Origin of the sequence: Methanoculleus sp., assembly GCF_020696975.1 — an archaeon.
Lineage (GTDB): Archaea > Halobacteriota > Methanomicrobia > Methanomicrobiales > Methanoculleaceae > Methanoculleus.
On record NZ_JAJGBK010000032.1, the window covers coordinates 30,387 to 50,628 of the forward strand.

The window sequence follows — 20,242 nt, forward strand, 5'->3', positions numbered from 1 at the left end:
CCTCACCCAAGGGGTGAGAAGAGCCGGGAGACCGACTCCTTCACCCGGACCCGGAGGGACCGCGCCCGGTAGCGCTCGGGGGTGATCTCGGTGGAGACGGCGAGGTCCTCGTTGAAGGCCCGGGCGAGGGCGAGGCCGACGGCCGCGTCGTAAAAGAAGGCGTTCGCCTCGAAGTTCAGCCGGAAACTCCGGATATCCCAGTTCGCGCTCCCGACCGAGCCTGCCTTTCCGTCAACGACGATCGTCTTCGCGTGGAGGAACCCGTCATCGTAGGTGTAGGCCCGGACCCCGGCGTCGAGGAGGTCGCCGATGAATGAGAGGGTCGCCCAGTAGACGAACGGGTGGTCGGGCTTGCAGGGGATCATGATCCGGACGTCGACCCCCGAGAGCGCCGCGAGCCGCAGGGCGTCGGTGACGCTCTCGTCGGGGATGAAGTAGGGCGTCTGGATATAGACCGATTCCCGGGCGGAGTTGATCAGTTTGATGTAACCCTCTTTGATCGGGTTCCACCGGCTGCCCGGGCCGCCGGAGACGATCTGGACGGGAGTCGTCCCGGGGCTGCCCGGGTCGGGGAGGTAGCGGGGCGCCGGCTCCAGGCGCTCGCCGGTCACGTAGTTCCAGTCGAGGAGGAACCGGAGCTGGAGCATCCGGACGGCGTCTCCCGTGATCCGGACAGCGGTGTCCCGCCAGCGGCCGAGCGGGCCTTCCCCGAGGTAGTCGTCTCCGATGTTGAACCCGCCGATGAACCCCACTGTCCCGTCGATGACGACGATCTTTCGGTGGTTGCGGAAGTTAATCCGGTAGATCGCCGGGAAAAAGACCCCGATCTTCCCGCCGGCATCGGTCAGTTCGGAGAACGCCGCCCGCGACCCGCCCCCGGCCCGGGTCCCCATCGCGTCGAAGAGAAGGCGGACCTCGACACCTTCCCGCGCCTTCTCTGCGAGGGCATGGATGACCGCCCGCCCGAGGTCGTCATTGTTGACGATGAAGTACTCCAGGTGGATGTGGTGGCGTGCCATCCGGATCGCGGCGAAAAGCGCATCGAACTTATCCTCGCCCCGTGTGTAGAGATCGACCCGGTTCTTCTCGGTCAGGCATGCCTGACCGCTCCGGAGGAGGAGAACGATCGTCTCGCGAAACTCCTCCGCCTCGGGGGTGGCGAAGCGGTGGCGGGGGTCGGCGAACTCGCGGTCCTGCTCCCCGAACGTCTCCCGCAGGAACCGGCGGTCCTCCTGCTCCATCATGGCGCAGATCCTCCGCCGGGTGTAGTTCTGCCCGAAGAGCAGGTAGAGGACAAACCCGACGGGCGGAAGGAGGAAGAGGACCATCAGCCAGGCCACCGCGGCCGTCGGGCTTCTCCGCTCGAAGAAGACGATCGTGACGGCGAAGATGACGTTCAAGACCAGGATGATGCCAAGCAGGAGCCGTTCCATTCTGCTCATCCCCTTGCCGGGAGAGGGCGGTGCCGTTCGTCTCGCGGGGAAGCATATTCGGGTATCCCCCCCGGAGTGGTGTTGCCGTCCGGCCCATGGGTACCCGGGCGGCATAGCCTTTTTCTCTTTAGAAGTAAAAGGGGCACCCATGCTTGACCGGATGAGAGAGAGTTCAGGACGCGTGATCGGGTTCCGGTTCGACGGAAAACTGAGCGAGAGCGATTATGCTACTCTCCTGATCCCTGAGCTTGAACGAGCGATGGAAGACCACCAGAACGTCCGGGTTCTCTTCAAGATCGAGGGTTTCCGGAGCTGGAGGCCGGGGGAGGGCTGGGATGCCTTCCGGGAGTGGCCCGGGCTCGCGATGGTCGACCGGATCGCCATCGTCGGCGGCGAGAGGTGGCGGGAGTGGATGAACCATCTCCCCGGTCTCTTCGTCGGGTTCTCCGGGATCGATGTCCGTTACTTCCCCGAGAGCCGTCTCAGGGACGCCTGGGGCTGGCTCCGGGAAGGGCTTGTGCTTCCGCCGCGGGCCGCCTGATACACCTATATACCGCGGACCCCAACCCAATCGTGTATGCACTGTCCCGTCTGCGGGCACGACTGCGTCACCGACGCCCCCGCGCTCCTCGCCGCCCTCCCCGGGCGGTTCGCTCCCTGCCCCGACTGCATGGGGCTCGTCTACGATAAAAGGAGCCCGCCGCCCGATATCGATCCGGCCGACCCCTGTCCAACCTGCGGGAAGCGGTTCATCGACGAGGTCTTTGCCGAGACCTACCGGATCATGGCCGAAGAGGGCGACCTTGCCGGGACCGAACCCCTCGCCGCCGTCGGGACGCCGCTCATTCATCCCGGGCATCCCATGCAAAGCCCGCCCTACCTCCCGCCCGGCTCCCTCGTCCTCCTCTCCCGGTCGGTCGGGGAGCGGGCGGCGGCACGCCTGGTCGCGAGCGTCCCGGAGATCCGGGGCGTCGTCCGGACAGACGGCAGGACACCGGGAATCACGGATACCGACGCCGGACCCCTGACGCATACCCTGCTTGCCGGCTGCGACGTTCGGGCCGATATCTTCTCCACCCGCGCGGGACCGGTCGTCGTCTACAAACAGCAGTCGGTCCTGCACATCGAGTTTCCCCGGGACCGCGACGAGAAGATCCTCTCCCTTGAACAAGAGATCGGGCGGCACCGGCCCCGGACCTTCGTCGACGCCTGCTGCGGCGCCGGGACCCTCGGGCTTGCCGCCGCCCGGGCGGGTGTCCCGCGCGTCATCTATAACGACGCCTGGTACGCGGCCGCCTACTGGACCGCCTCCAACCTCCGGGTGAACCGGGAGGCCCTCGGGATCGGGGAAGTCGCGATCCGCCGGACCTACGACGACCTGCGGCGCCGGCCGGTCGCGCGGGACCCCGTCCTCGTCGCCGAGACGGAGGGAGCCGCGGTCTACCAGGGCGATCTCCGGCTGCTCTCGGCCGTCCTCCCACCAAAAATTGACCTTACCGCCCTCGATATCTTCGAGAAGAGGGACGCCGGGAAGGTTGCACGGATCACCCGGGCCTGGGAGGCCTCGGTGGGCGGAGCTATTTTTATCCCATAGACCCTATGGTATACGGGGACTAGCCCGGGTGGCTCGGCGTCACCTGTCACCCGAAACCGCCGTTACGCGGGGGGCGAAGTCCAAGGAAGGCCGCAGCGGCATCCAGGATCCGTTGCGTCCCGACGGAGAAGCCTCGTCCCATGAGGTCGGCGGAAAGGTATCAAAGCCCCGGAGGGGGCGGCGACCTTTTGCCGCGGGTACCGGTTCAGGCCCGGAAGGGAGCAGACTTACCGTGGACGTTCGGCGCCCATGGGGTTGCGGGGTGGAGGAGGGATGCAGCGGTGAATGGTTGTGCGCACGGTCGACCGAGGACGCGTCCCCAACGGCGATCTCCATGGCAAAAGTAACGATTCTTGGGGCTACAGGGAACGTCGGCATGTTTGCGGCCCACACCATCTCCGAGATCCCGTACGTCAGCGATATGCTGCTCGTCGGGAGGCCCGGACGCGAAGATTTTCTCGCGGGCTGCTGCCGTGACCTTTCTGATTCGTTTGCTGCGCGAGGCACCGATATCCGGCTTTCGCACAGTACCAGTCTATCTGACGCAGAAGACTCGGACATCATCATATGTACGGCAGGAGTGCCCCGTCGGCCCGGCCAGGACCGGAACGACCTCGCCTTCGAGAACGCCAAGCTCACCGCAGAGACCGCCGAGACCATCGGTCAATCATCGCCCGATGCCCTCCTCTTCATCATAACAAACCCCGTCGACGTCATGACCGCCGTCGCCCTGAAGTATTCGGGGCTCAAGCCGCGGCAGGTCTTCGGCCTCGGGACGCACCTTGACTCGATGCGCTTAAAATCCCTCATCGCGCGCTACTTCCGGGTCCACGTCAGCGAGGTGCATACCCGTATCATCGGCGAGCACGGCGAGAGCATGGTCCCGCTCTGGTCGGCGACGACGATCGGCGGCATCCGGATCAGCAACCTGCCTACCTTCTCGGGCCTGCCCGTGCAGGAGATGATCGATACCGTCAGGACAAGCGGCCAGGCGATCATCAGGGATAAGGGTGCTACCGTCTACGGACCGGGGGAAGCGATTGGAACCCTTGTCAGGACGATTCTCGGGAACGAGAACAGGATCCTCACCGTCTCCAGTTACATCAAGAGCGAGGTCAACGGGATTGGCGACGTCTGCATCGGCGTGCCCGCCCGCATCAACCGTGACGGCGTCTTTCCGGTTCCGATCAGCCTTGAAGAGGACGAGATCATGGGGTTCGGGAGATCAGTCGCCAAGATCCAGAGGATCACCGCTGAAGTGATGGAGCGGCTGGAAGAGAGCCGGTAGAGCGAAAAAAGGTATGGGAATCCGCCTATACGAGGGTGGATTCGATGATCTCTGCGCTGCCGACGCCTTCAAGGCCCTGGAGCGCTGTCTCGACTTCATCGGGAGCCCCGGCTCTGTCGGGGACGACGATGACGGCTTTCAGTGCCACGAGACCAAAGCCGATCGGCTCTTCCCTGATATCGTCGACCGGGACGGCCGCCTTGATTGCCGCTTTGAGTGCTTCGCGGTCGACGTCGGGGGACTCGGGCATGATCTTCACGATGATGGCTACGTTACCCATGGTTTATGGCCCCTGGAACCCGCACTTCGGGCAGGTATATCCTATGCTCTGCTCCCTGCACCGGTAGCACCTGTTGATCTCGTGCGCGCAGACCGGGCACGGGAACCCGGTTGAGCCTTCCTCGGCCAGTGTGGCGTTGCAGGAGGTACATCGCTCTCTTGCTGTCATTATCAATTCCTCGAAAGTTAACCTATCATATCTCCCTCGCAGCAGTTAAAATCTCGGATCGACGAGAGTCCCGATGACCGGCTCATCCCGGAGGGCTGCACGGACACGGTCGTCGTGCCTGCCGTTCACCACCCGGGCCCGGAGACCGTGATCGAAGACAAACCGGACAAACGCGGGATCGACCTCGTCGGAGATGAGATCGGGGTCCGCGACGCGGGAGAGGAGTCTCCGATGGTGATGGATGCCGTCGACCGACTTTAAGAGGAGGAGATCGAGGGAGAGTTCCTTCGCGACCCAGGCGGCGATGGTGTCGGAGGTGACGTTCCAGGAGTGCGGGAGGGGGTCGGCCCGCCGGAGGGCGCAGTAGGGGAGGAGGACCGTCACTTCCGCCGGAAGCGCGGGTCCGCTGACCGACGGGACCCCGTGCGAGGCGATGTACCACCCAAACTGCTCCATGCCGGCGATCGCCATCCAGTGGCCGGCGGTATCGGAGACGTTGAGGCGCCGGACGAGGTCGGCGAACTTCCCGCCGCCGGGGACGATCAGGACCGGGCGGCCGACCTCCCGAAAGATGCCGAGCAGTGACGCCGTCCGGTCAAAGAGGCTTCCGCCCACCTTGACGACCAGCGGGGGTGCAGGTGAAGTCATATCGCTCTGCTATTAAACCGGGGGATACATAACCCTGCGTATGCGCCGGATCGCCGTGGCCGTCATCCTTCTCTGCCTCCTTGCCGGGACGACCGGCGGGATCCGGATCGTCGAGTTCTGTCCGGACCCCTACCTCCCCGGCGATCTTGACGAGTACCTGGTGATCGAGGGGACGGGGGTGCTCGACGGATACGCCTTCTCGGACGGAGAGGGCGGATTCCGGTTCCCATCGGGGACGCGGATCGACGGGCGGCTGGTGGTCGCGAGGAGCGGGCCGGCCTTCGAGCAGACCCACGGCTACCCGCCCGACTTCGAGATCGAGGGGCGGACCCCGGCCGTCCCGGACGTGATCCCGGGCGGAAACCTCCTGATGGCGAACCGGGCCGACGAACTCCTTATCTACCGGGGGACGACGCTCGTCCAGAAGGTCGCCTGGCCCGCCGACGTCCATCCGCGGGAAGGGCAGATCCACTACCTCGAGGACGGCGCCTGGGACCCGCGCCCGCTCGCCATCGGCCAGTCCCGTTTCGGTCCCGCGACCTACCAGGACGTCGCCGTGACCGCGTTCGTCGCGCCGGACTGCTCGCAGGAGGTCTTTCTTGCGGCCGTCGCGGGCGCAGAGCGCGAGATCCTCGCAAACGTCTACGAGTTCACCGACCCGGACCTCGCGGAGGCGCTCATCAGCGCCCGGGAACGGGGCGTTGCCGTGACCGTCCTCCTCGAGGGCGGTCCGGTCGGCGGCGTCCCGGCCGAAGAGCGGGCGATCGCGGGCGCGCTCAACCGGAGCGGGATCGCCGTCCTCTCGATGGAGACGACCGATGCCGCCCACGCAAAGTACCGCTACGACCACGCGAAGTACATCGTCATCGACGCCGAGACGGTCCTTCTCGGGAGCGAGAACTTCAAGCCCGGCGGCTACCCCGCGCCGGGGCTGCAGGGCAACCGCGGGTGGGGGCTCGTTCTTGAGGATACCGGGCTTGCGGCCTACTTCCGGGAGGTCTTCCTCTTCGATGCCGCAGGCGAAGATATCGTCCCGTTCGAAGGGACGGCGGCCGAACTCAGCACGCCCTGGGCTCCCGCCTACACTGTGGAGTTCGCCCCCTGCCGCGCGGAGGGTGCGCGGGTGACCCCGGTCCTCTCTCCCGACACGAGCGCGCTCATCCTCGAACTGATCGAGGGAGCGGAGGAGAGCATCGTTATCGAGCAGGCCTACATAACAAACGAGACCGGCGACCTCCTCAACCCCTACCTTGCGGCCGCAATCAACGCCTCCCGCCGGGGGGTCGCGGTCAGGGTCCTCCTTGACTCCGTCTGGTTCAACACCGAGGACGATGCCGACAACGACGAGATGGTCGCGGTTATCAACCGGATCGCCGCGGCCGAAGGGCTGCCGCTCGAGGCACGGCTCGCGGACCTTGAGGCGAACAACCTCGCTAAGATCCACAACAAGGGTGTCGTCGTCGACGGCCGCGCGGTCCTCGTCAGCAGCATCAACTGGAACGCCAACTCACCGGCGTTCAACCGGGAAGCGGGCGTGATCGTCGAGCACCCCGAGATCGCGGCCTACTATGCCCGGGTATTCTCGGACGACTGGGACGCTGCAGAAGAGAGGGAGGGGGAGGGTGCCCCGGGACCGGACCGGCTCAAGGCCGTCGCGGCGGCCTGTATCCTCGCCGGACTTCTCGGGCTCTACATCTACCGGCGGCGGCGCACGTAACGCCTCACCGGCGGTCGGGGAGATCGGCCGAGCGGCAGACGTCGCAGATGGTGATCGTCCCTTCGCCCGAGGCGACGGCGGAGACCCAGCGCTCGATGACCCGGTCAAGGTCGTCAGGAAGGTCCTGCCGGGTAAACCCGCGTTTCCGGCTCATGTACTGGGATATTGCGGCCCTGCTGATCCCGAGGCGTTTGGAGACCTCGCTCTGGGTGATCCCGCGCTCGTTCACCAGCCGGTAGACCATCTCGGCGCGCATCCGGGGGAGGAGGAGCCGGGCGAGGTTGTCGCACCGCATGATGTCGCAGGAGAACGGCTCGGTCATTGCGCAGACACCATCTGGGAGTCTTTGTACTCGTAGAGGATCTGCCGGGCATCCCTGAAGTTGAACTTCTCCACGATCATATCGTTATCTTTGAGCCTCTTTAAGGCGTAGCGGACGGTGCGGGGGGCCAGGCTGCTGAGACGGACGAGCTCCTTGTGGGTCAGGGCGCCCCCGTCCTCTAACAGCAGGAGGATCTTTCTCGACGACGGGGGAAGGTTCACATCATCCATGCAGCATAGTTAACGCTGTTAACATATCAAACTGACGGATGTTATAACCCCGTGAGCCCATAAGGTAACTATGCTGGAACGGGAGGAGAAAACAGCCCTTGCGATGCTTGTATGCGTCGTCGGGATCGTGCTTGCCGCGCACCTCCTCTTCGGCGCCGTCGGCCGGCCGCTCGTCGCGGAGCCCTACTCGATAGACGTCCCCGACGGAGCGCTGGTCCTCCTTGAGGGGAGGATCGAGGAGGTCAGAGCGACATCGACCGGCGGGCACCTTATCCTCGACGTCAACGGCACGACCGTCTTTCTGCCGCAGAACGTGGCGGGCGCACTCGAACTCCACGAGAACAGGAGCGTCTCGCTCTACGGGGTGGTGCAGACCTACCGCGGGACGCGGGAGGTGCTGGTCTCCTCCGCCGCGGATATCCAGGTGCACGAGTGAGTTACTTCGTCTTCGTGTAGAAGATATCGGCGCTGTCGCCGTCCCCAAACCGGGGCCGCCCCTGCCGGGGCTTGACGAGGTTCTTCTCTGTTGCGGTACCCGGTCCGGGCTCACGGGAGGCGGCTGCCGGGATATCGTCGGGTCGCTTCTTTCGTCCTCCCTCAACACCAGTCCCTGAAGAGAGGGCTCCGTCATTGATCCGCACGCTCGGCATACAGGAGAATCGTCCCCGGGGTATATGACACCTTGGATCCGTCCTGCCGGGCGATGGTGGCCGTTCCGGGAGAACGGCGTTCACCGGGGGAAGAGATCCGGAAAGGATTAGTCTTTCGCAGCAGAACTATAGTTCATCGCGAAAGCAGCAGTAATCCGGGGAGAGAAGGCCGGTGAGGCGGCGGACCGGAGCGGCACGGAGGACTACCCGCTCTCCGCCGTCCCGCAAGGAGCCCGGCAGGGGTTCTGGCCGATCGCCCTGGTGCTGCTCGGGTTCACGTTCTTCTCCGCAACGATCTGGGGCGGCGCGAGGATCGGGGTTGCGTTCCGGCTCTGGCCCGACCTGGTCCTGATCATCCTCTCCGGGAGTGCGATCCTCGCGCTCTACGTCGCCGGCCTCGGCTACGTCGGCTACAAGAGCGGTCTCTCCACCGTCCTCTCCGCCCGGTTCGCCTTCGGGGATATCGGGAGCCGGTGGTCCGACGCCATCCTCGGGCTCACCCAGATCGGGTGGTATGCCTGGGGGACCGCGACGATCGCGATCGTCCTCGACCGTCTCCTGGATCTCGATGCGGGGCTGCAGGCACCCCTGATGATCGTCTTCGGCCTCGGCTTCTGCCTGACGGCCTGCGTCGGCTGCCGGGGGCTCGCCGCCCTCTCCCGGGTCGCGGTCCCGGCGATGCTCCTCCTCATCACCGTAAGCGGTGCGGTCGCCCTGGAGGACGCAGGAAACGGCCTCCTCGCCCCGGCGGCGGCGGGCACACTCACGCTCCCCGAAGCCCTCACCATCGTCGTCGGGACGTTTGTCTCCGGCGGGACCCAGGTCGCCAACTGGACCCGGTTCTCCGGGTCGGCCCGGGCCGCCGTCGGCTCCACGCTCCTTGCGTTCTTCCTCGGGAACGGGTTGATGATCGCCGCCGGGGCCGTCGGCGCCGCTATCTACGGCCTCTCCGACATCGTCGAGGTCCTGGCGGTCCAGGGTCTCCTCTCCGCCGGCCTCCTGATGCTCTTCTTAAACATCTGGACGACCCAGGATAACACCATCTATAACTTCTCGGTCGCCGGGTGCCACTTCTGCAGGACCGAACGCCGGCGGCTGGTCACCTTCGCCGGCGCCGCCGCCGGGACGGTCCTTGCCCTCTGCGGGATGTACGACTGGCTGATCCCCTACATGACCCTCCTCGGGGTCTTCATCCCCCCGCTCGGCGGGGTGATCATGGCCGACTTCTTCGTCCGCCACCGGGGCCGTTACCCCGCGCTCGGGGAGACGGCCGTCCCCCGGTTCAACCGGCAGGGGCTCGCCGCCTACGCCGCAGGCTCCCTCGCCGCCCTCGTGGTCCCGGGGATCCCCCCGGTGAACGGGATCGTCGCCGCGTTCCTCGTCTACGCCTGCCTCGACCGGCTCACATAAACCGCTCGAACCGGTCGCGGGGGACCCGGCAGATCGGGCAGATCTCGGGCGGCTCGTTCCGGGCACAGAGGTAACCGCAGACCCGGCACCGCCAGACCGGGAACTTCAGGGACTCCGGGACCGCGGCGTATCCCGCCTTCTGCCGCTCGCGCTCCGCCGGCGGCGGCCGCCGTTCCGGGACGGGGTCGGGGATGCGGGCCCCGGCCTGCACGTCGGCGGTGACATAGAGGGCGCAGTAGCAGGCGCCGTAATCGGCGAGATCGGGGTCCCGGTAGTCGCAGGGACAGATGATATCGACATCGTCCTCCCGGTTCCCGGAGGCGAGCCGGCAGGGGCAGGAAATGTAGCCGTAACGCTCCCGGTTCGCGAGCAGACCCCGGACGAGACCGCGGGTGAATTCCGGGTCGGGGTTTAAGTGATAGCCGCCGGCCTCCGCCTCAAGATCGAGGTCGCGCATGAACCGGTCGACGTCCGCCGGTTCAGGCACCGACCGCCTCCCGGATCTCCTGCTCCCGGAACCCCACGACCACCTTTGCGTCGTCGACGACGACCGTGGGAAACGAGAGCCGCGGGTTCCAGCGTTCGACCTCCCGGACCACGCGGTCCCGCTCCTCACCCGTGAGCAGGTCCACGTAGACGTACGAGAACCCGACCCCGAGGTCGGTGAGGAGTTCTTTTGTCCGGGCGCACCAGCCGCAGGTGCTCAGGGCGTAGAGGATCACCCTGCCGCGGTCGACTCCGGGCACGTGCTGCATCGCCATCATGATCACCCTGACTCCGGGTGCCGGGGATAAGTAGTTTGTCCCGGAGCCGGGTCAGGAGGAGGCCGGCCGGAGGAGAAGGAGAAGCCCGGCGCCATCCTCCCGGACCGCGAGCGACGCCCCCGCGAGCCCGAACTTGCGCCGGTAGAACCGGAGCCTTCTCTCCGAGAGAGGGCCGGGGCGCGGGATCAGAAGCCCGACCGCATCCCCCTCCCGCCGGAGGGAGAGCCGGATCTCCCGGGCGCCGCCGGCCGCCATATCCTCAAGGGCCCCGACGACCTCGTCGGCGAACCGTTCCCGGTCGACCAGGACCGGCGGGAGGGAGCCTTCCGTCTCGACAAAGAGGTCGACGCCCTCAAAGAGCGGGAGGTAGGCGAGCCGGGAGGCGAGCTCCGCCTGGTATGCCGCCGGGTCATCGGCCGCCTCGATGAAGGCCGCATCAGAGAACGGCGGGTTCATGACTCCGGCGACCAGGTCGCAAAGCACCGAAGGGAGGTCGGCGGCAGAGAGGCAGGCCGTGTCCCGGTAGTCGAAGATCGTATTCATGAAGTCGGTGAGCAGGCGGTCGGCCCGGCGGAGAAGCGACGCATCGACGACGTGGTTGAGCCGGTCGCCCACGAAATGGGCCTCGACCCGCTGGATAACCTGGACCGCCTTGAGGACGAACTGGACCTCGAGTTTCTTCCCCGCCTGGAACTCATCGGCGAACCGGGAGAACTCTGCCAGGAACTCGTCGATCCGGTCGGACTCGAGGAGTTCCAGGTAGCGCCGGGCCTCGTCAGCCTCGCCGAGGTCTTCGAGGCGGTAGGCGAGGGCGTAGAGCCTTCCTGCGATCACCGCAAAGACCCGGTTGGCCTCCAGGAGGAGGTCGACGGCGTGTTCCAGGGAGTCATCGAGCCGCGCCAGGTTGAAGGTGCCGACACCCGCCATCCTCGCCGCCTCCCCCTCGAGCCGGTCGAGGAGCGCCGGCATCGCCGCGGCCGGGATGCACCGGCCGTGGCCGGGACAGCAGAGGCTCACGGGTTCGTGGGCGAGGATCCACCGGACCCTTCCTATGGACGCAAGCAGGGCCGCCTGGGACCAGCCAGATATCCCGGCAATCCCGGGGTTCGTCGAGAAGAGGAAGTCGCCGATGAAGAGGTACTCCCCGAGCCGGATGCAGATGCTGTCGGGCGAGTGCCCCGGGGTGTGGTAGACCGAGAGGCCGTCCCCGGACCGGAGAGTGACCTCCTGGCGGTAAAGGGCGGTGCCGTCGTCCATCTCCAGGGACTCGCGGTCGTGGGCGGTGAGGAGGGGGAGATTGACCGGGAGCGGCTCGACCTCCCACCCAAAGAGTTCGGCAATCGTCAGGACAGCGTCGCCGGCCTCGAGCGCCCGGGCGCCCTCCGTCTCCACGGCGACGGTGAGGTCCGGGAGGGACCGGAACCGCCGGTTTCGGGCAGCCTGGCAGCAATGGTCGATGTGGCAGTGGGTGAGAAAGAGGGTGACCGGGCGCGGGGCCTCCCGGAGGCTCTCCTCGATGATCGCCATGATCCGGTCCATCTGGCCGGGTTCGGCCCCGGTATCGATGAGCAGGATATCTCCGGGTGTCCGGATTATGTAGGCGTTCGAGCAGGTGACGTCCGGTTTTCGGAGGAAGGGGTAGATCTCGGCGCCGGCGGTCCCCGGAACCGGCTGCCACTGTTGGTCCTCAAGCATTCTCTGCACCAGGGAGCATTTGATAGACCAGTGTTGCATCAGGGAGAAGAAAAATGGTTTCTCCGGGAACGGGATCGTCCGGCCGGACGGCCGGGTTCGGATACCCTTATCTCACCGCGGGAGAAGGGGGGGTGCGGTGAGAAGAGGATGAACACCAGAAGGCTTGCCGGAATCACGATCGCTCTCGTGCTTGCGGCATGGATCTGCGGCACCGCCGCCGCGCAGGAGATGACCATCAACGAGATCAGCGACGTCTCCGCCGGGGAACTCCTCACGATCAGCGGGACGACGAACATCGCCGCGGGGGACCGTCTGCTTGTCACGGTGGCAGCGATCGGGTTTGAGCCGACGAACGCATCCGCGCCGGGCGGGGTTGAAGGCACGTCGGGAACGGTCATCATCCAGGAAGGGAACGCCACCGCGAACACCTGGTCGTTCGAGGTCGACACAACCGGGTTCGAACCCGGTGAGTACCTCGTGGCCGTCGAGTGGGTCGAGGGTGAGGCCACCACAAGCACCACGTTCAACGTCACAGAGGCGGGGCCCGCCGCCCCGACAGCGACCGTGACGACCCCGGCGGCAACTGCGACCACACCGCCGGCCGAGGAGCCGAGCCCGACCGCGGCAGGGCCGGCCATACCGCTCGCGGTAATCCTCGCGGCGATAGCGGGCGGTTACCTGAAGAAAAGGTAGGGGATCAGAGCGCCCAGGCAGGAAGATCGAGGGGAACGCCAATCGCCCAGAGGACGAGGGTGAAGAGGAAGACCGTCCAGAGCACGACCCCGATGATATCGAGCGCCCAGCCGGACCGCAGAAGGTCTTTTGCGCTGATGTAGCCGCTCCCGTAGGCGACGGCGTTCGGGGGGGTGGCGACCGGGAACATGAATGCCATCGAGGCGCAGACCGCAGCGGTCATCATCAGGATGGCGGGGTTGATCTCCACACTGATGGCCGTGACCGCCATGATCGGCATCATGATGGCGGCCATGGCGGTGTTCGAGGAGACTTCCGTCGCAAGTGAGACCCCCAGAGCCACCACGAGGACCAGGAGAACGATCGGGAGCCCGTGGATGAGGGTGAGGGACTCGACGATCGTCGCGGCAAGCCCGCTCTGGATGAATCCGTTCGAGAGGGCGATCCCGCCGCCGAAGAGGAGGAGGATACCCCAGGGGATCTTCACCGCCCACTCCCAGTCCATCGTAAAGATGCCTTCTTTGCGGTTGACCGGGAGGACGAAGAGGAGGAGCGCCCCGAAGATCGCGATGGTGGAGTCCTTGATCCCGGGGAAGATCATATCAAGGCCCGGGATGATGAACCCACCGATATCCTTCGTCTGGGCAAATATCCAGCCAAGAGCGGTCAGCGCGAAGACGATGAGTGTCCACCGTTCACCCGTCGAGATCGAACCGAGTTTCTCAAGTTCCTCGCGGATGAGCTCCTTTGCGCTCGGGAGAGTTGCCATCATCCGGCGGTAGGGGACCTGAGTGAGCCAGAGCCACGCAAGGAGGATGAATACGGCGGCGAACGGGACACCGAACTTCATCCAGGTGAAGAAGTCAACGGTGGGCGCATCAGGAAAGATGGTCGCGAGCTGGGAGACAAAGATCCCGTTCGGGGGCGTCCCGATGATCGTGGCGATCCCCCCGATGCTCGCCGCGTAGGGGATGGAGATGATCAGGCACCGGGCGAGAGCCTGCTCTTTTTCGTCGAGGTTCTCAAGCGCGTGATCGGTCCCGGGCAGGACCGTCAGGATGATCGCGACCGCGATCGGGATCATCATCATCGCTGTGGCGGTGTTCGAGATCCACATCGAGAGGAATGCGGTGGCAACCATGAACCCGAGCACCAGGCGGCGCGGGCTTGTCCCCACGATCCGGATGATGTGGAGCGCGATCCGCCGGTGCAGGCCCCAGCGCTGCATCGACATCGCAATGATAAATCCACCGAGGAAGAGGAAGATTACTTCGTTGCCGTAAGACTCCGCCACTTTCACCGGGGAGAGGATCCCGAGCGCAGGGAAGAGGACCAGCGGGAGCAGCGCGGTCGCCTCAAGGGGGATGACACCGGTGACCCAGAGGAGAACCATAAGGACGGTGACTGCAGCAACGGCCTTCGCCTCAGGCGCAAGGAGGCCGGGATCGACAGGGATCGCCAGGATCGCGAAGAAAACTAATATTGATACAACGATAAAGGCGACCTTATTCATCATCAGAAATTGGAGAATGGATTATTTAAGCATAAGGAAACGAATTGGAACGATTTGTAGGGAATGTATGATAAACCGCGCTGCCATCACCCCCGGGGAGATTGTTACTCAATCCCGGCAGCCCCAAGGGATCGGGGAGCCAGCCGCACCCGGTGCGCCCGGCCACGGAGGCGATCCCGGGCGCGGAATAGAGGCAGTACCCCATCGCGCCAACCTATATCAGTAAAATCAGCACACGGGATAGTATGACACCAGAGTGGATTCCCAGGCGAGGCCTCACCATCCTCCTCGCCGTCTGCCTGCTTGCCCTCTGTGTGGGGCAGGTCGGCGCCCGTGGTCCGACGATCAGCGATATCCAGCCCTACGACACGATCTTCGTCTACGAAGAGGGGCTGAACCTCTCGCAGCTCCGCGACCCGGCCACAGGGAGCCCCATCACGGCGCTCCAGAAGCACCAGGACGACAACCCCGACCGGGGGGTCACGAGGAGCATCCCGGTCCCTGACGACACCGACTTCGACCTGCAGGAGTTCCTGGTGCGGGGGGACTACGGCCCCTACTACGCCTTCAACCCAACAGACGGCGAGACGGCGCTCGTCTTCATCCGTGAGCCCGAGATCTTCCTGGATGTGGTGCTCGCAAACCCCAACCACAACGAACCCCTGACCGGGCTCACGGTCTCCCCGAACACCCGGGTAGCCTTCCGGGTAGTCTGCCCCGATGTCGGAGCCTTCTATCGGGCGGACAGCGTCTCACCGGCGACGATCGACCTCATCCTCACCACACCGGGCGGCGCGGAGACGACCCGGATCGGCGAGTTCAACTTCGCGGGGTTGAACGTCAGTTCGACCCGGTTCTACACCGACGACCCCGGCAGGCCCGGGGCAGTTCGGCTCGGCGATATCGGTGAGCCGGGAACCTACTCCGTCCGGGCCGTATGGCGAACACCGGCGGGGTTCGACGCAAACGCTCCTGACTCCGATCCGGTGACGTTCACCGTCGCCAACCGTGTCGGGGTCGATGCCACACCGACGCCGACACCGACGCCCACCGTGACCATGACGCCCGCCCCGACGACCGCGGTCCCGACGACCCCGCCCACGACCGCACCGACGCCGGCGGAGACGGCCACACCGGCCCCGACCGCGACCGAGACGACGGCCCCGGCAACCACCGCTCCCACGCCGACCGCAACGCCGCTCCCGGCTGCAGCGGCCGCCGCGGCGCTCGGCCTCGCCGTTCTCGTCATCGGCAGGCGCCGGTAAGAACCGTCAGCAGAACCGGCAGCCGCAGCCCCCGGCCCCATCCCGGATCCGGCGGAGGGCATCGGCCGCCCATTTCACCACACCGGGATCGGGGTCATCGAGCGCCCGCATAAGCGCCGGGACGGCTCCCGCGTCCCCGATCATCCCGAGGGTGTACGCCGCCCACATACGGAGGCGGGGGTCGGGGTCATCGAGCGCGGCTGAAAGCCCCGGAAGGGTGGCCGGCCCCCGGGCGGCGAGGGTCTTCGCGGCCGCCATCCGGTCGGCGCTCCCGCCGTCGCGGAGAACCCCGATCAACTCGTCTTCCGTCACGGCGACTCGTTCTCCTGCTTCTCCTGCTCAGACGCGGCCAGGATCTCGTCCAGGCCCACGTAGATCGGGAAGACCTCGTGGACGCCCGCGAGGAGGAAGACCTGGTAGATCTCGGGGGAGAGGGAGCAGAGCGCTATCTCGCCGTCTTTCTGCCGCAAGTCGCGGAACTTGCCGAGGAGCACCCGAAGACCGCTGCTGCTCATGTAGACCGCTTTCTCCAGGTTCACGAGCACCCGCCGCCCGCCCCGGGCCAGCACCCCGGAGAGCGCTGTATCCAGGCGTTCTGCCGATTCGGCATCAATTCTCCCGTCCACCGATACGATGGCCGTATCGTCCCGTTCGCTGACCGTAACGTCCATGATCCTTCTATGGCGCGGGAGGGAAAAAGCCGCTCGTTTTGCACCGTGGCAAAACGCCTTTTGAAAAAAGGATGATTAGTGGGTCTGCCGGTAGTAGTCCCAGGCATCGACTGCGGTGCCGTTTGCAAATATGCAGACACCGTACTCGCTGCCGTCGGGGTTCGTCCGGGTCTCGTAGGTGTGGCCCTGCTCGATGCACCAGACGGCGGCCGGGTCGGCGATCCCGACGCCTCCGCCGCACGAGGAGCAGGCCCACGGGACGGCGATGATCTCGACCGGCGTCCCCCACTGCTGGAAGGTTACGGTATCGCGGGCGATCTTGCCGGCGAAGGCAAGAAGCATCCCGTCGACCCGGTAGGTCTCGTTCAGGTTGAGCGGGAGGTACCGCTCACCGTCATCGGCGACGATCCCGTAAAATCCACCCTCGAGGTCGACGTAGGTGACCGTCCCGGTCTCTGCGACGTAGGTTGCGTTCCCCGCCCCATCGACGGCGAGGATCTCGACCGGGGTGCCCCACTGCTGGATGGTCAGGGTCTCCTCCTGCACCGCGGCAACGAACGTCACGTTCGCTCCGTCAACCTGCCAGGTCTCGTTCAGGTTCCCGGGGAGAAACTGCCGGCCGTCATCGGTGACGAGCCCATAAAACCCACCTTCAAGGTCGATGTAGGTGACCGTGGCGTTCGCCGCAACCGTGCGGCGGGTATCGCCCTTCTCGATATTGACGATCTCGACCGGTGTTCCCCACTGCTGGATGGTCACCGTCTCGCTGGCGATATCGGCGGTGAACGTCACCCGAAGACCGTCTTCCCGGTACTCCGCCGGGAGATCGGCGGGGAGGTAGCGCTCGCCGTCGTCGGCAACGATCCCATAAAACCCGCCCTCGAGATCGACGTACGTGACTGTCCCGTTCCCGGCGATGCGGTCGGTCGGCTCCTCCTCTCCCCCGGCAGCCATGCACCCGCAGGCGATGATGGCCCCGATGAGCGTGAGAAAGATGACCGGATAGCTCGGATGTGCTCGCGTCATAGGCATCAACAACAGACTATTCTCCCGCCGCAGGTAAGTAGGTTACCTTAACTACGAACGGATTCGGACCTATCCGCCCGGCGCGGCCGTATCCTGGCCGGGAAGATTGGGAGAGAGCACCATGCCGGCGGATGGAACGGCCGGGCTTGAGAGTAACGGAAAAAAGGGATGCGGGTGCAGGGAGCGTCAGCGTCCCCCGACGCCGCCGCCGCCAAAGCCGCCACCGCCGCCGAAGGATCCGCCGCCACCGAAACCGCCGCCACCACCCGAGGAGGGCGGTGAGTAGAGGACGATCGGGGCAAAGATCACCGGCATGTTCGAGTAGAGCGGCACCCCGACATCCGGGAGGCTGATGTTCAGGTTCTTCATCGCCTGCTCAACCTTATCACCGAGGCCGAGCGCCGTCCCGTAGACCAGCCACTCGCCCCACATCGAGAGGTCGGCGGGGGAGTACTGCCGGATCAGCGCGAGGTCCGAGAGGAAGTAGCCGAACGCATCCCACTCGAGTTTCTCCTTGTAGTGGTCGCCCTTCCAGAAGCCGAAGAGCGTCGAGGGGAAGAGGGCCGCAAGCCCGACCTGGACCGCGGCGATGAACGAGAGGATGCCGGCCGGGATGAGGAGGTAGGCCGCGCCCGGCGCGAGGATGAAGACGAGGATCGCAAGCCCGCAGGGGATCGCCCCGAGGAAGATGAGCGGGAGGACGGTCTCCCGGCCGTCCTTGATGTACCGCCGGGAGAGGGTGGTGTCCACGTCCCGCGTCAGGGCGGTGAGCGACTGCTGGTACTGCTGGATCCGGTGCTGGTAGCCCGGGCTCCGCCGGGCGGTCTCGGCGAGCGCCTCAAGTTCGCCGGTATCCACGACATGGTCGTCCGCGATGTTTGCAAGGAAGGTGAGCACCCGCTGCTCGTAGGGGTCCGCCGACTCCCCCGAGACGATCCGGACCGTGACCCCGCCACCCTCCGGCTTCTCCGTCACGACGATCTTCTTCTGCCGGTGGAGGTCGAGGATCGTCGCGTAGAACCCGTTGTCGTCGAACTCGGTAGCGTCGCCCTTGAAGAGGAGGTTCACCTGCCAGGGCTTGAGCGCGGTATTCGGGGTGAAACTCAGGTACTCCGGGACCGTGAACGGTTTCTCCCGCCCGTAGCGAAGGTAGATGCCGAGGAGGATGAACGGCATCAGAAGGACGAGGAGGGTTGCAAGGGTGTTGAGGACGGCTGCCGCCCCGTAGAAGACCGGGGGCCACCGGTGGGCGTCGGCCGTCTGCTGCTGCACGTCCGGGACGAAGACGGGGAAGCCGTCGATCGTTTCCATGAAGGCGGGATCGAGGACCATCTCGACGTTCAGCGCGTCGTTCTGGGCGGCGCTCCCCGTGATGACGACGGCGTCCGCCGTCCGCTCGATCTCAAGGGTCGGGGGATGGGTGTAGACCTCCTTTATGCTTCCGGCGAACGGGAGGGTGATCCGCAGATCCCGGTAGGGGACGTGCTCGTCGACGAGCAGGAGGTTTACGTGCGCCCATTCCTCGTCGTGCTCGATCGGCGGCCGGACCTGGTAGCGGTACTCCACCGTGTAGGTGCCCGGGCTGAAGTAGCCGGGGTTGTAGAGGCCTACCTCGTTCTCGAACGCAAGGTCGCGGATCGCCGCGAGGTCGGCGGGGCTCGGCGTCCCGGAAGCTGTCCGCACCTCGCCCGTCGAGTCCTTGATGTAGCCGATGGTCCCCGGGGGGGCGGTCATCCCGAGAAACTCGATGTGCGGCCGATCGATGGCCGCGAAGGTGAGCGGGGCGGCCCAGTAGCGAAAGAGCATCCGATACTCCCCCGCCGACCGGACGTCGTACGTGTAGCGCTCGGTGAGGGTCCCGTTCTCGTAGAAGACGGCGTCGTAGTGCTGGACATCCAGGTTCCCCTGAAAGAGGGCGGGGAGCGCGTTCGCTCCCGCAACCGCCAGCACCCCGACAAGGAGGGTGATGGCAACAAGGATGACGATCTGTTGCCGCTCAGTCATGCCCATGAGACATCAGAACGCTATCGTCGGGACCCGCTCGATCTCCTCGCCGAACTCAAGATACTCGAGTTTCTGAAAACCCATGACGCGGGCGACCAGGTTCGAGGGGACGGTATCGGTCATGGTGTTGTACTGCTGGGCGATGTTGTTGTAGGTGTAGCGGTGCCGGGCGATCTCGTCCTCGACACCCTGGACCGCGCCCATCAGGTTCTGCACCGTCTGGGAGGTCTTGAGGTCGGGGTAGTTCTCGGCGACCGCAAGCAGCCGCCCGAGGACCGACCGGGACTCGCGCTCGAGTTCGTTTAAGTCGCCGGGACCGGCGCTGCCGATACGGGCCCGCATCGCGGTCACGTCGGTCAGGGTCTCCTTCTCGAAGGCCGCGTAACTCTTCACCGCACCGAGGAGCTGCTCGATCATATCCAGCCGCTTCTTCATCGCGACCTTCACCTGCCCGACCGTTGCTTCGGCGGAGTTCTTGAGAGAGAAGAACCGGTTATATATACCTACCGCGGCCGCAACGATGCCGATGACGATCAGCACGACGACGACGATAAGGACAAGGGAGATGATGTCCACCAAGGTTATCACCACTATTCTATGTGCCGTGCGGCGTATTTAAGTTGCAGGGATGGGATAATCGGGCCATAAAAGGGCGTTTTCGGGGTTTGGGGCGATAGGCACCGACAGTTTCAGGCGTCCTCTCCGTAAGAGAGGCCGTATCCCCCGCGGGACCCTGAGGGATGCGGAACGGGCCCAATTCCCACGGTGGGTCGCGGGAATCAGGCCGCCGTCGTCCCCGATACCCGGTCGGAGTACCGGGAAAGAGGCGCCGGGCGGCACCGTGGAGCAGCGGTGGATGGCCGGTTGAGGG

The 20,242-nt window shown here is 65.6% G+C and carries 24 protein-coding genes and 1 other RNA gene; 9 read left to right on the forward strand and 16 right to left on the reverse strand.

Annotated elements, in window-relative coordinates; genetic code table 11:
• Positions 1-2 precede the first annotated feature (2 nt).
• Entirely contained in the window at positions 3-1,433 is a 1,431-nt protein-coding gene (gene cls, locus QZ650_RS10120; RefSeq protein WP_292522050.1) for a cardiolipin synthase, read from the reverse strand.
• Positions 1,434-1,581: 148 nt separating this feature from the next.
• Here cls and QZ650_RS10125 point away from each other — a divergent pair, with 148 nt between their 5' ends.
• The 4 genes from QZ650_RS10125 to QZ650_RS10140 all read left to right on the forward strand — a co-directional run bounded on the left by QZ650_RS10125 (position 1,582) and on the right by QZ650_RS10140 (position 4,315).
• A complete protein-coding gene (locus tag QZ650_RS10125; protein WP_292522052.1) occupies positions 1,582-1,974 on the forward strand; it encodes an STAS/SEC14 domain-containing protein in 393 nt (130 codons plus the stop codon).
• A gap of 36 nt (positions 1,975-2,010) precedes the next feature.
• Positions 2,011-3,027, forward strand: a complete 1,017-nt coding sequence (locus QZ650_RS10130; RefSeq protein WP_292522054.1) for a hypothetical protein — start codon at positions 2,011-2,013, stop codon at positions 3,025-3,027.
• A gap of 12 nt (positions 3,028-3,039) precedes the next feature.
• Positions 3,040-3,350, forward strand: an RNA gene (ffs, locus tag QZ650_RS10135) — signal recognition particle sRNA.
• Between the two features lie 11 nt (positions 3,351-3,361).
• Positions 3,362-4,315 carry a malate dehydrogenase gene (locus QZ650_RS10140; protein ID WP_292522056.1) on the forward strand — a complete coding sequence of 318 codons (954 nt, stop codon included), beginning with the start codon at positions 3,362-3,364 and terminating at the stop codon, positions 4,313-4,315.
• A gap of 25 nt (positions 4,316-4,340) precedes the next feature.
• On the opposite strand, the gene QZ650_RS10145 is transcribed toward QZ650_RS10140, so the two are convergent.
• The 3 genes from QZ650_RS10145 to QZ650_RS10155 are packed head-to-tail and all read right to left on the reverse strand — an operon-like array spanning position 4,341 to position 5,411.
• Complete coding sequence (locus QZ650_RS10145) at positions 4,341-4,595, reverse strand: elongation factor 1-beta (RefSeq protein WP_292522058.1); 255 nt, start codon at positions 4,593-4,595, stop codon at positions 4,341-4,343.
• Positions 4,596-4,598: 3 nt separating this feature from the next.
• Entirely contained in the window at positions 4,599-4,763 is a 165-nt protein-coding gene (locus tag QZ650_RS10150; RefSeq protein ID WP_292522060.1) for a zinc finger domain-containing protein, read from the reverse strand.
• A 45-nt stretch (positions 4,764-4,808) separates the two neighbouring features.
• Entirely contained in the window at positions 4,809-5,411 is a 603-nt protein-coding gene (locus tag QZ650_RS10155) for a uridylate kinase (protein ID WP_292522063.1), read from the reverse strand.
• A gap of 40 nt (positions 5,412-5,451) precedes the next feature.
• On the opposite strand from QZ650_RS10155, the gene QZ650_RS10160 reads away from it, so the two are divergent.
• Positions 5,452-7,128 carry a phospholipase D-like domain-containing protein gene (locus tag QZ650_RS10160; RefSeq protein ID WP_292522065.1) on the forward strand — a complete coding sequence of 559 codons (1,677 nt, stop codon included), beginning with the start codon at positions 5,452-5,454 and terminating at the stop codon, positions 7,126-7,128.
• 4 nt (positions 7,129-7,132) lie between these two features.
• Here the strand turns inward: QZ650_RS10160 and QZ650_RS10165 are convergent, their stop codons facing one another.
• Positions 7,133-7,450 carry a helix-turn-helix domain-containing protein gene (locus tag QZ650_RS10165; RefSeq protein ID WP_292522068.1) on the reverse strand — a complete coding sequence of 106 codons (318 nt, stop codon included), beginning with the start codon at positions 7,448-7,450 and terminating at the stop codon, positions 7,133-7,135.
• Positions 7,447-7,680, reverse strand: a complete 234-nt coding sequence (locus QZ650_RS10170) for a winged helix-turn-helix domain-containing protein (RefSeq protein ID WP_048112957.1) — start codon at positions 7,678-7,680, stop codon at positions 7,447-7,449. The genes QZ650_RS10165 and QZ650_RS10170 overlap by 4 nt, the downstream gene beginning before the upstream one ends.
• A gap of 70 nt (positions 7,681-7,750) precedes the next feature.
• On the opposite strand from QZ650_RS10170, the gene QZ650_RS10175 reads away from it, so the two are divergent.
• Complete coding sequence (locus tag QZ650_RS10175; protein WP_292522075.1) at positions 7,751-8,116, forward strand: hypothetical protein; 366 nt, start codon at positions 7,751-7,753, stop codon at positions 8,114-8,116.
• Position 8,117: 1 nt separating this feature from the next.
• On the opposite strand, the gene QZ650_RS10180 is transcribed toward QZ650_RS10175, so the two are convergent.
• Positions 8,118-8,330, reverse strand: coding sequence for a hypothetical protein (locus QZ650_RS10180; RefSeq protein ID WP_292522078.1), 213 nt, complete (start codon positions 8,328-8,330; stop codon positions 8,118-8,120).
• 153 nt (positions 8,331-8,483) lie between these two features.
• On the opposite strand from QZ650_RS10180, the gene codB reads away from it, so the two are divergent.
• Positions 8,484-9,740, forward strand: coding sequence for a cytosine permease (gene codB, locus QZ650_RS10185; RefSeq protein ID WP_292522244.1), 1,257 nt, complete (start codon positions 8,484-8,486; stop codon positions 9,738-9,740).
• Here codB and QZ650_RS10190 read toward each other — a convergent pair.
• From QZ650_RS10190 to QZ650_RS10200, 3 genes are read right to left on the reverse strand one after another with little or no spacing between them, the layout of a single operon-like run.
• On the reverse strand, positions 9,733-10,227 hold the full coding sequence (locus QZ650_RS10190) for a ferredoxin-thioredoxin reductase catalytic domain-containing protein (protein WP_366829997.1): 495 nt from the start codon (positions 10,225-10,227) through the stop codon (positions 9,733-9,735). The two genes, codB and QZ650_RS10190, sit on opposite strands and share 8 nt — an antisense overlap.
• Entirely contained in the window at positions 10,220-10,495 is a 276-nt protein-coding gene (locus QZ650_RS10195) for a glutaredoxin family protein (protein ID WP_292522248.1), read from the reverse strand. Before QZ650_RS10195 ends, QZ650_RS10190 begins: the two co-directional genes overlap by 8 nt.
• A gap of 60 nt (positions 10,496-10,555) precedes the next feature.
• Entirely contained in the window at positions 10,556-12,199 is a 1,644-nt protein-coding gene (locus QZ650_RS10200; protein ID WP_292522081.1) for an MBL fold metallo-hydrolase, read from the reverse strand.
• Positions 12,200-12,346: 147 nt separating this feature from the next.
• On the opposite strand from QZ650_RS10200, the gene QZ650_RS10205 reads away from it, so the two are divergent.
• Positions 12,347-12,892, forward strand: a complete 546-nt coding sequence (locus QZ650_RS10205) for a hypothetical protein (RefSeq protein WP_292522084.1) — start codon at positions 12,347-12,349, stop codon at positions 12,890-12,892.
• A gap of 4 nt (positions 12,893-12,896) precedes the next feature.
• Here QZ650_RS10205 and QZ650_RS10210 read toward each other — a convergent pair whose 3' ends face one another.
• Positions 12,897-14,405: an SLC13 family permease gene (locus tag QZ650_RS10210; protein ID WP_292522504.1), complete on the reverse strand. Its 1,509-nt coding sequence runs from the start codon at positions 14,403-14,405 to the stop codon at positions 12,897-12,899.
• Positions 14,406-14,650: 245 nt separating this feature from the next.
• On the opposite strand from QZ650_RS10210, the gene QZ650_RS10215 reads away from it, so the two are divergent.
• A complete protein-coding gene (locus QZ650_RS10215; RefSeq protein ID WP_292522090.1) occupies positions 14,651-15,670 on the forward strand; it encodes a DUF3821 domain-containing protein in 1,020 nt (339 codons plus the stop codon).
• A 6-nt stretch (positions 15,671-15,676) separates the two neighbouring features.
• Here QZ650_RS10215 and QZ650_RS10220 read toward each other — a convergent pair whose 3' ends face one another.
• The 5 genes from QZ650_RS10220 to QZ650_RS10240 form a co-directional block, all read right to left on the reverse strand.
• Positions 15,677-15,982 carry a HEAT repeat domain-containing protein gene (locus QZ650_RS10220; protein WP_292522093.1) on the reverse strand — a complete coding sequence of 102 codons (306 nt, stop codon included), beginning with the start codon at positions 15,980-15,982 and terminating at the stop codon, positions 15,677-15,679.
• A complete protein-coding gene (locus QZ650_RS10225; RefSeq protein WP_292522096.1) occupies positions 15,979-16,341 on the reverse strand; it encodes an STAS domain-containing protein in 363 nt (120 codons plus the stop codon). The genes QZ650_RS10220 and QZ650_RS10225 overlap by 4 nt, the downstream gene beginning before the upstream one ends.
• A gap of 75 nt (positions 16,342-16,416) precedes the next feature.
• The gene (locus QZ650_RS10230) at positions 16,417-17,367 is read right to left on the reverse strand and encodes a DUF333 domain-containing protein (RefSeq protein WP_292522099.1); all 951 of its coding nucleotides are present in this window, start codon (positions 17,365-17,367) and stop codon (positions 16,417-16,419) included.
• Between the two features lie 186 nt (positions 17,368-17,553).
• Positions 17,554-19,371: a DUF2207 domain-containing protein gene (locus QZ650_RS10235; protein ID WP_292522102.1), complete on the reverse strand. Its 1,818-nt coding sequence runs from the start codon at positions 19,369-19,371 to the stop codon at positions 17,554-17,556.
• A gap of 12 nt (positions 19,372-19,383) precedes the next feature.
• Complete coding sequence (locus QZ650_RS10240; RefSeq protein WP_292522105.1) at positions 19,384-19,959, reverse strand: LemA family protein; 576 nt, start codon at positions 19,957-19,959, stop codon at positions 19,384-19,386.
• Positions 19,960-20,242: the final 283 nt, after the last annotated feature.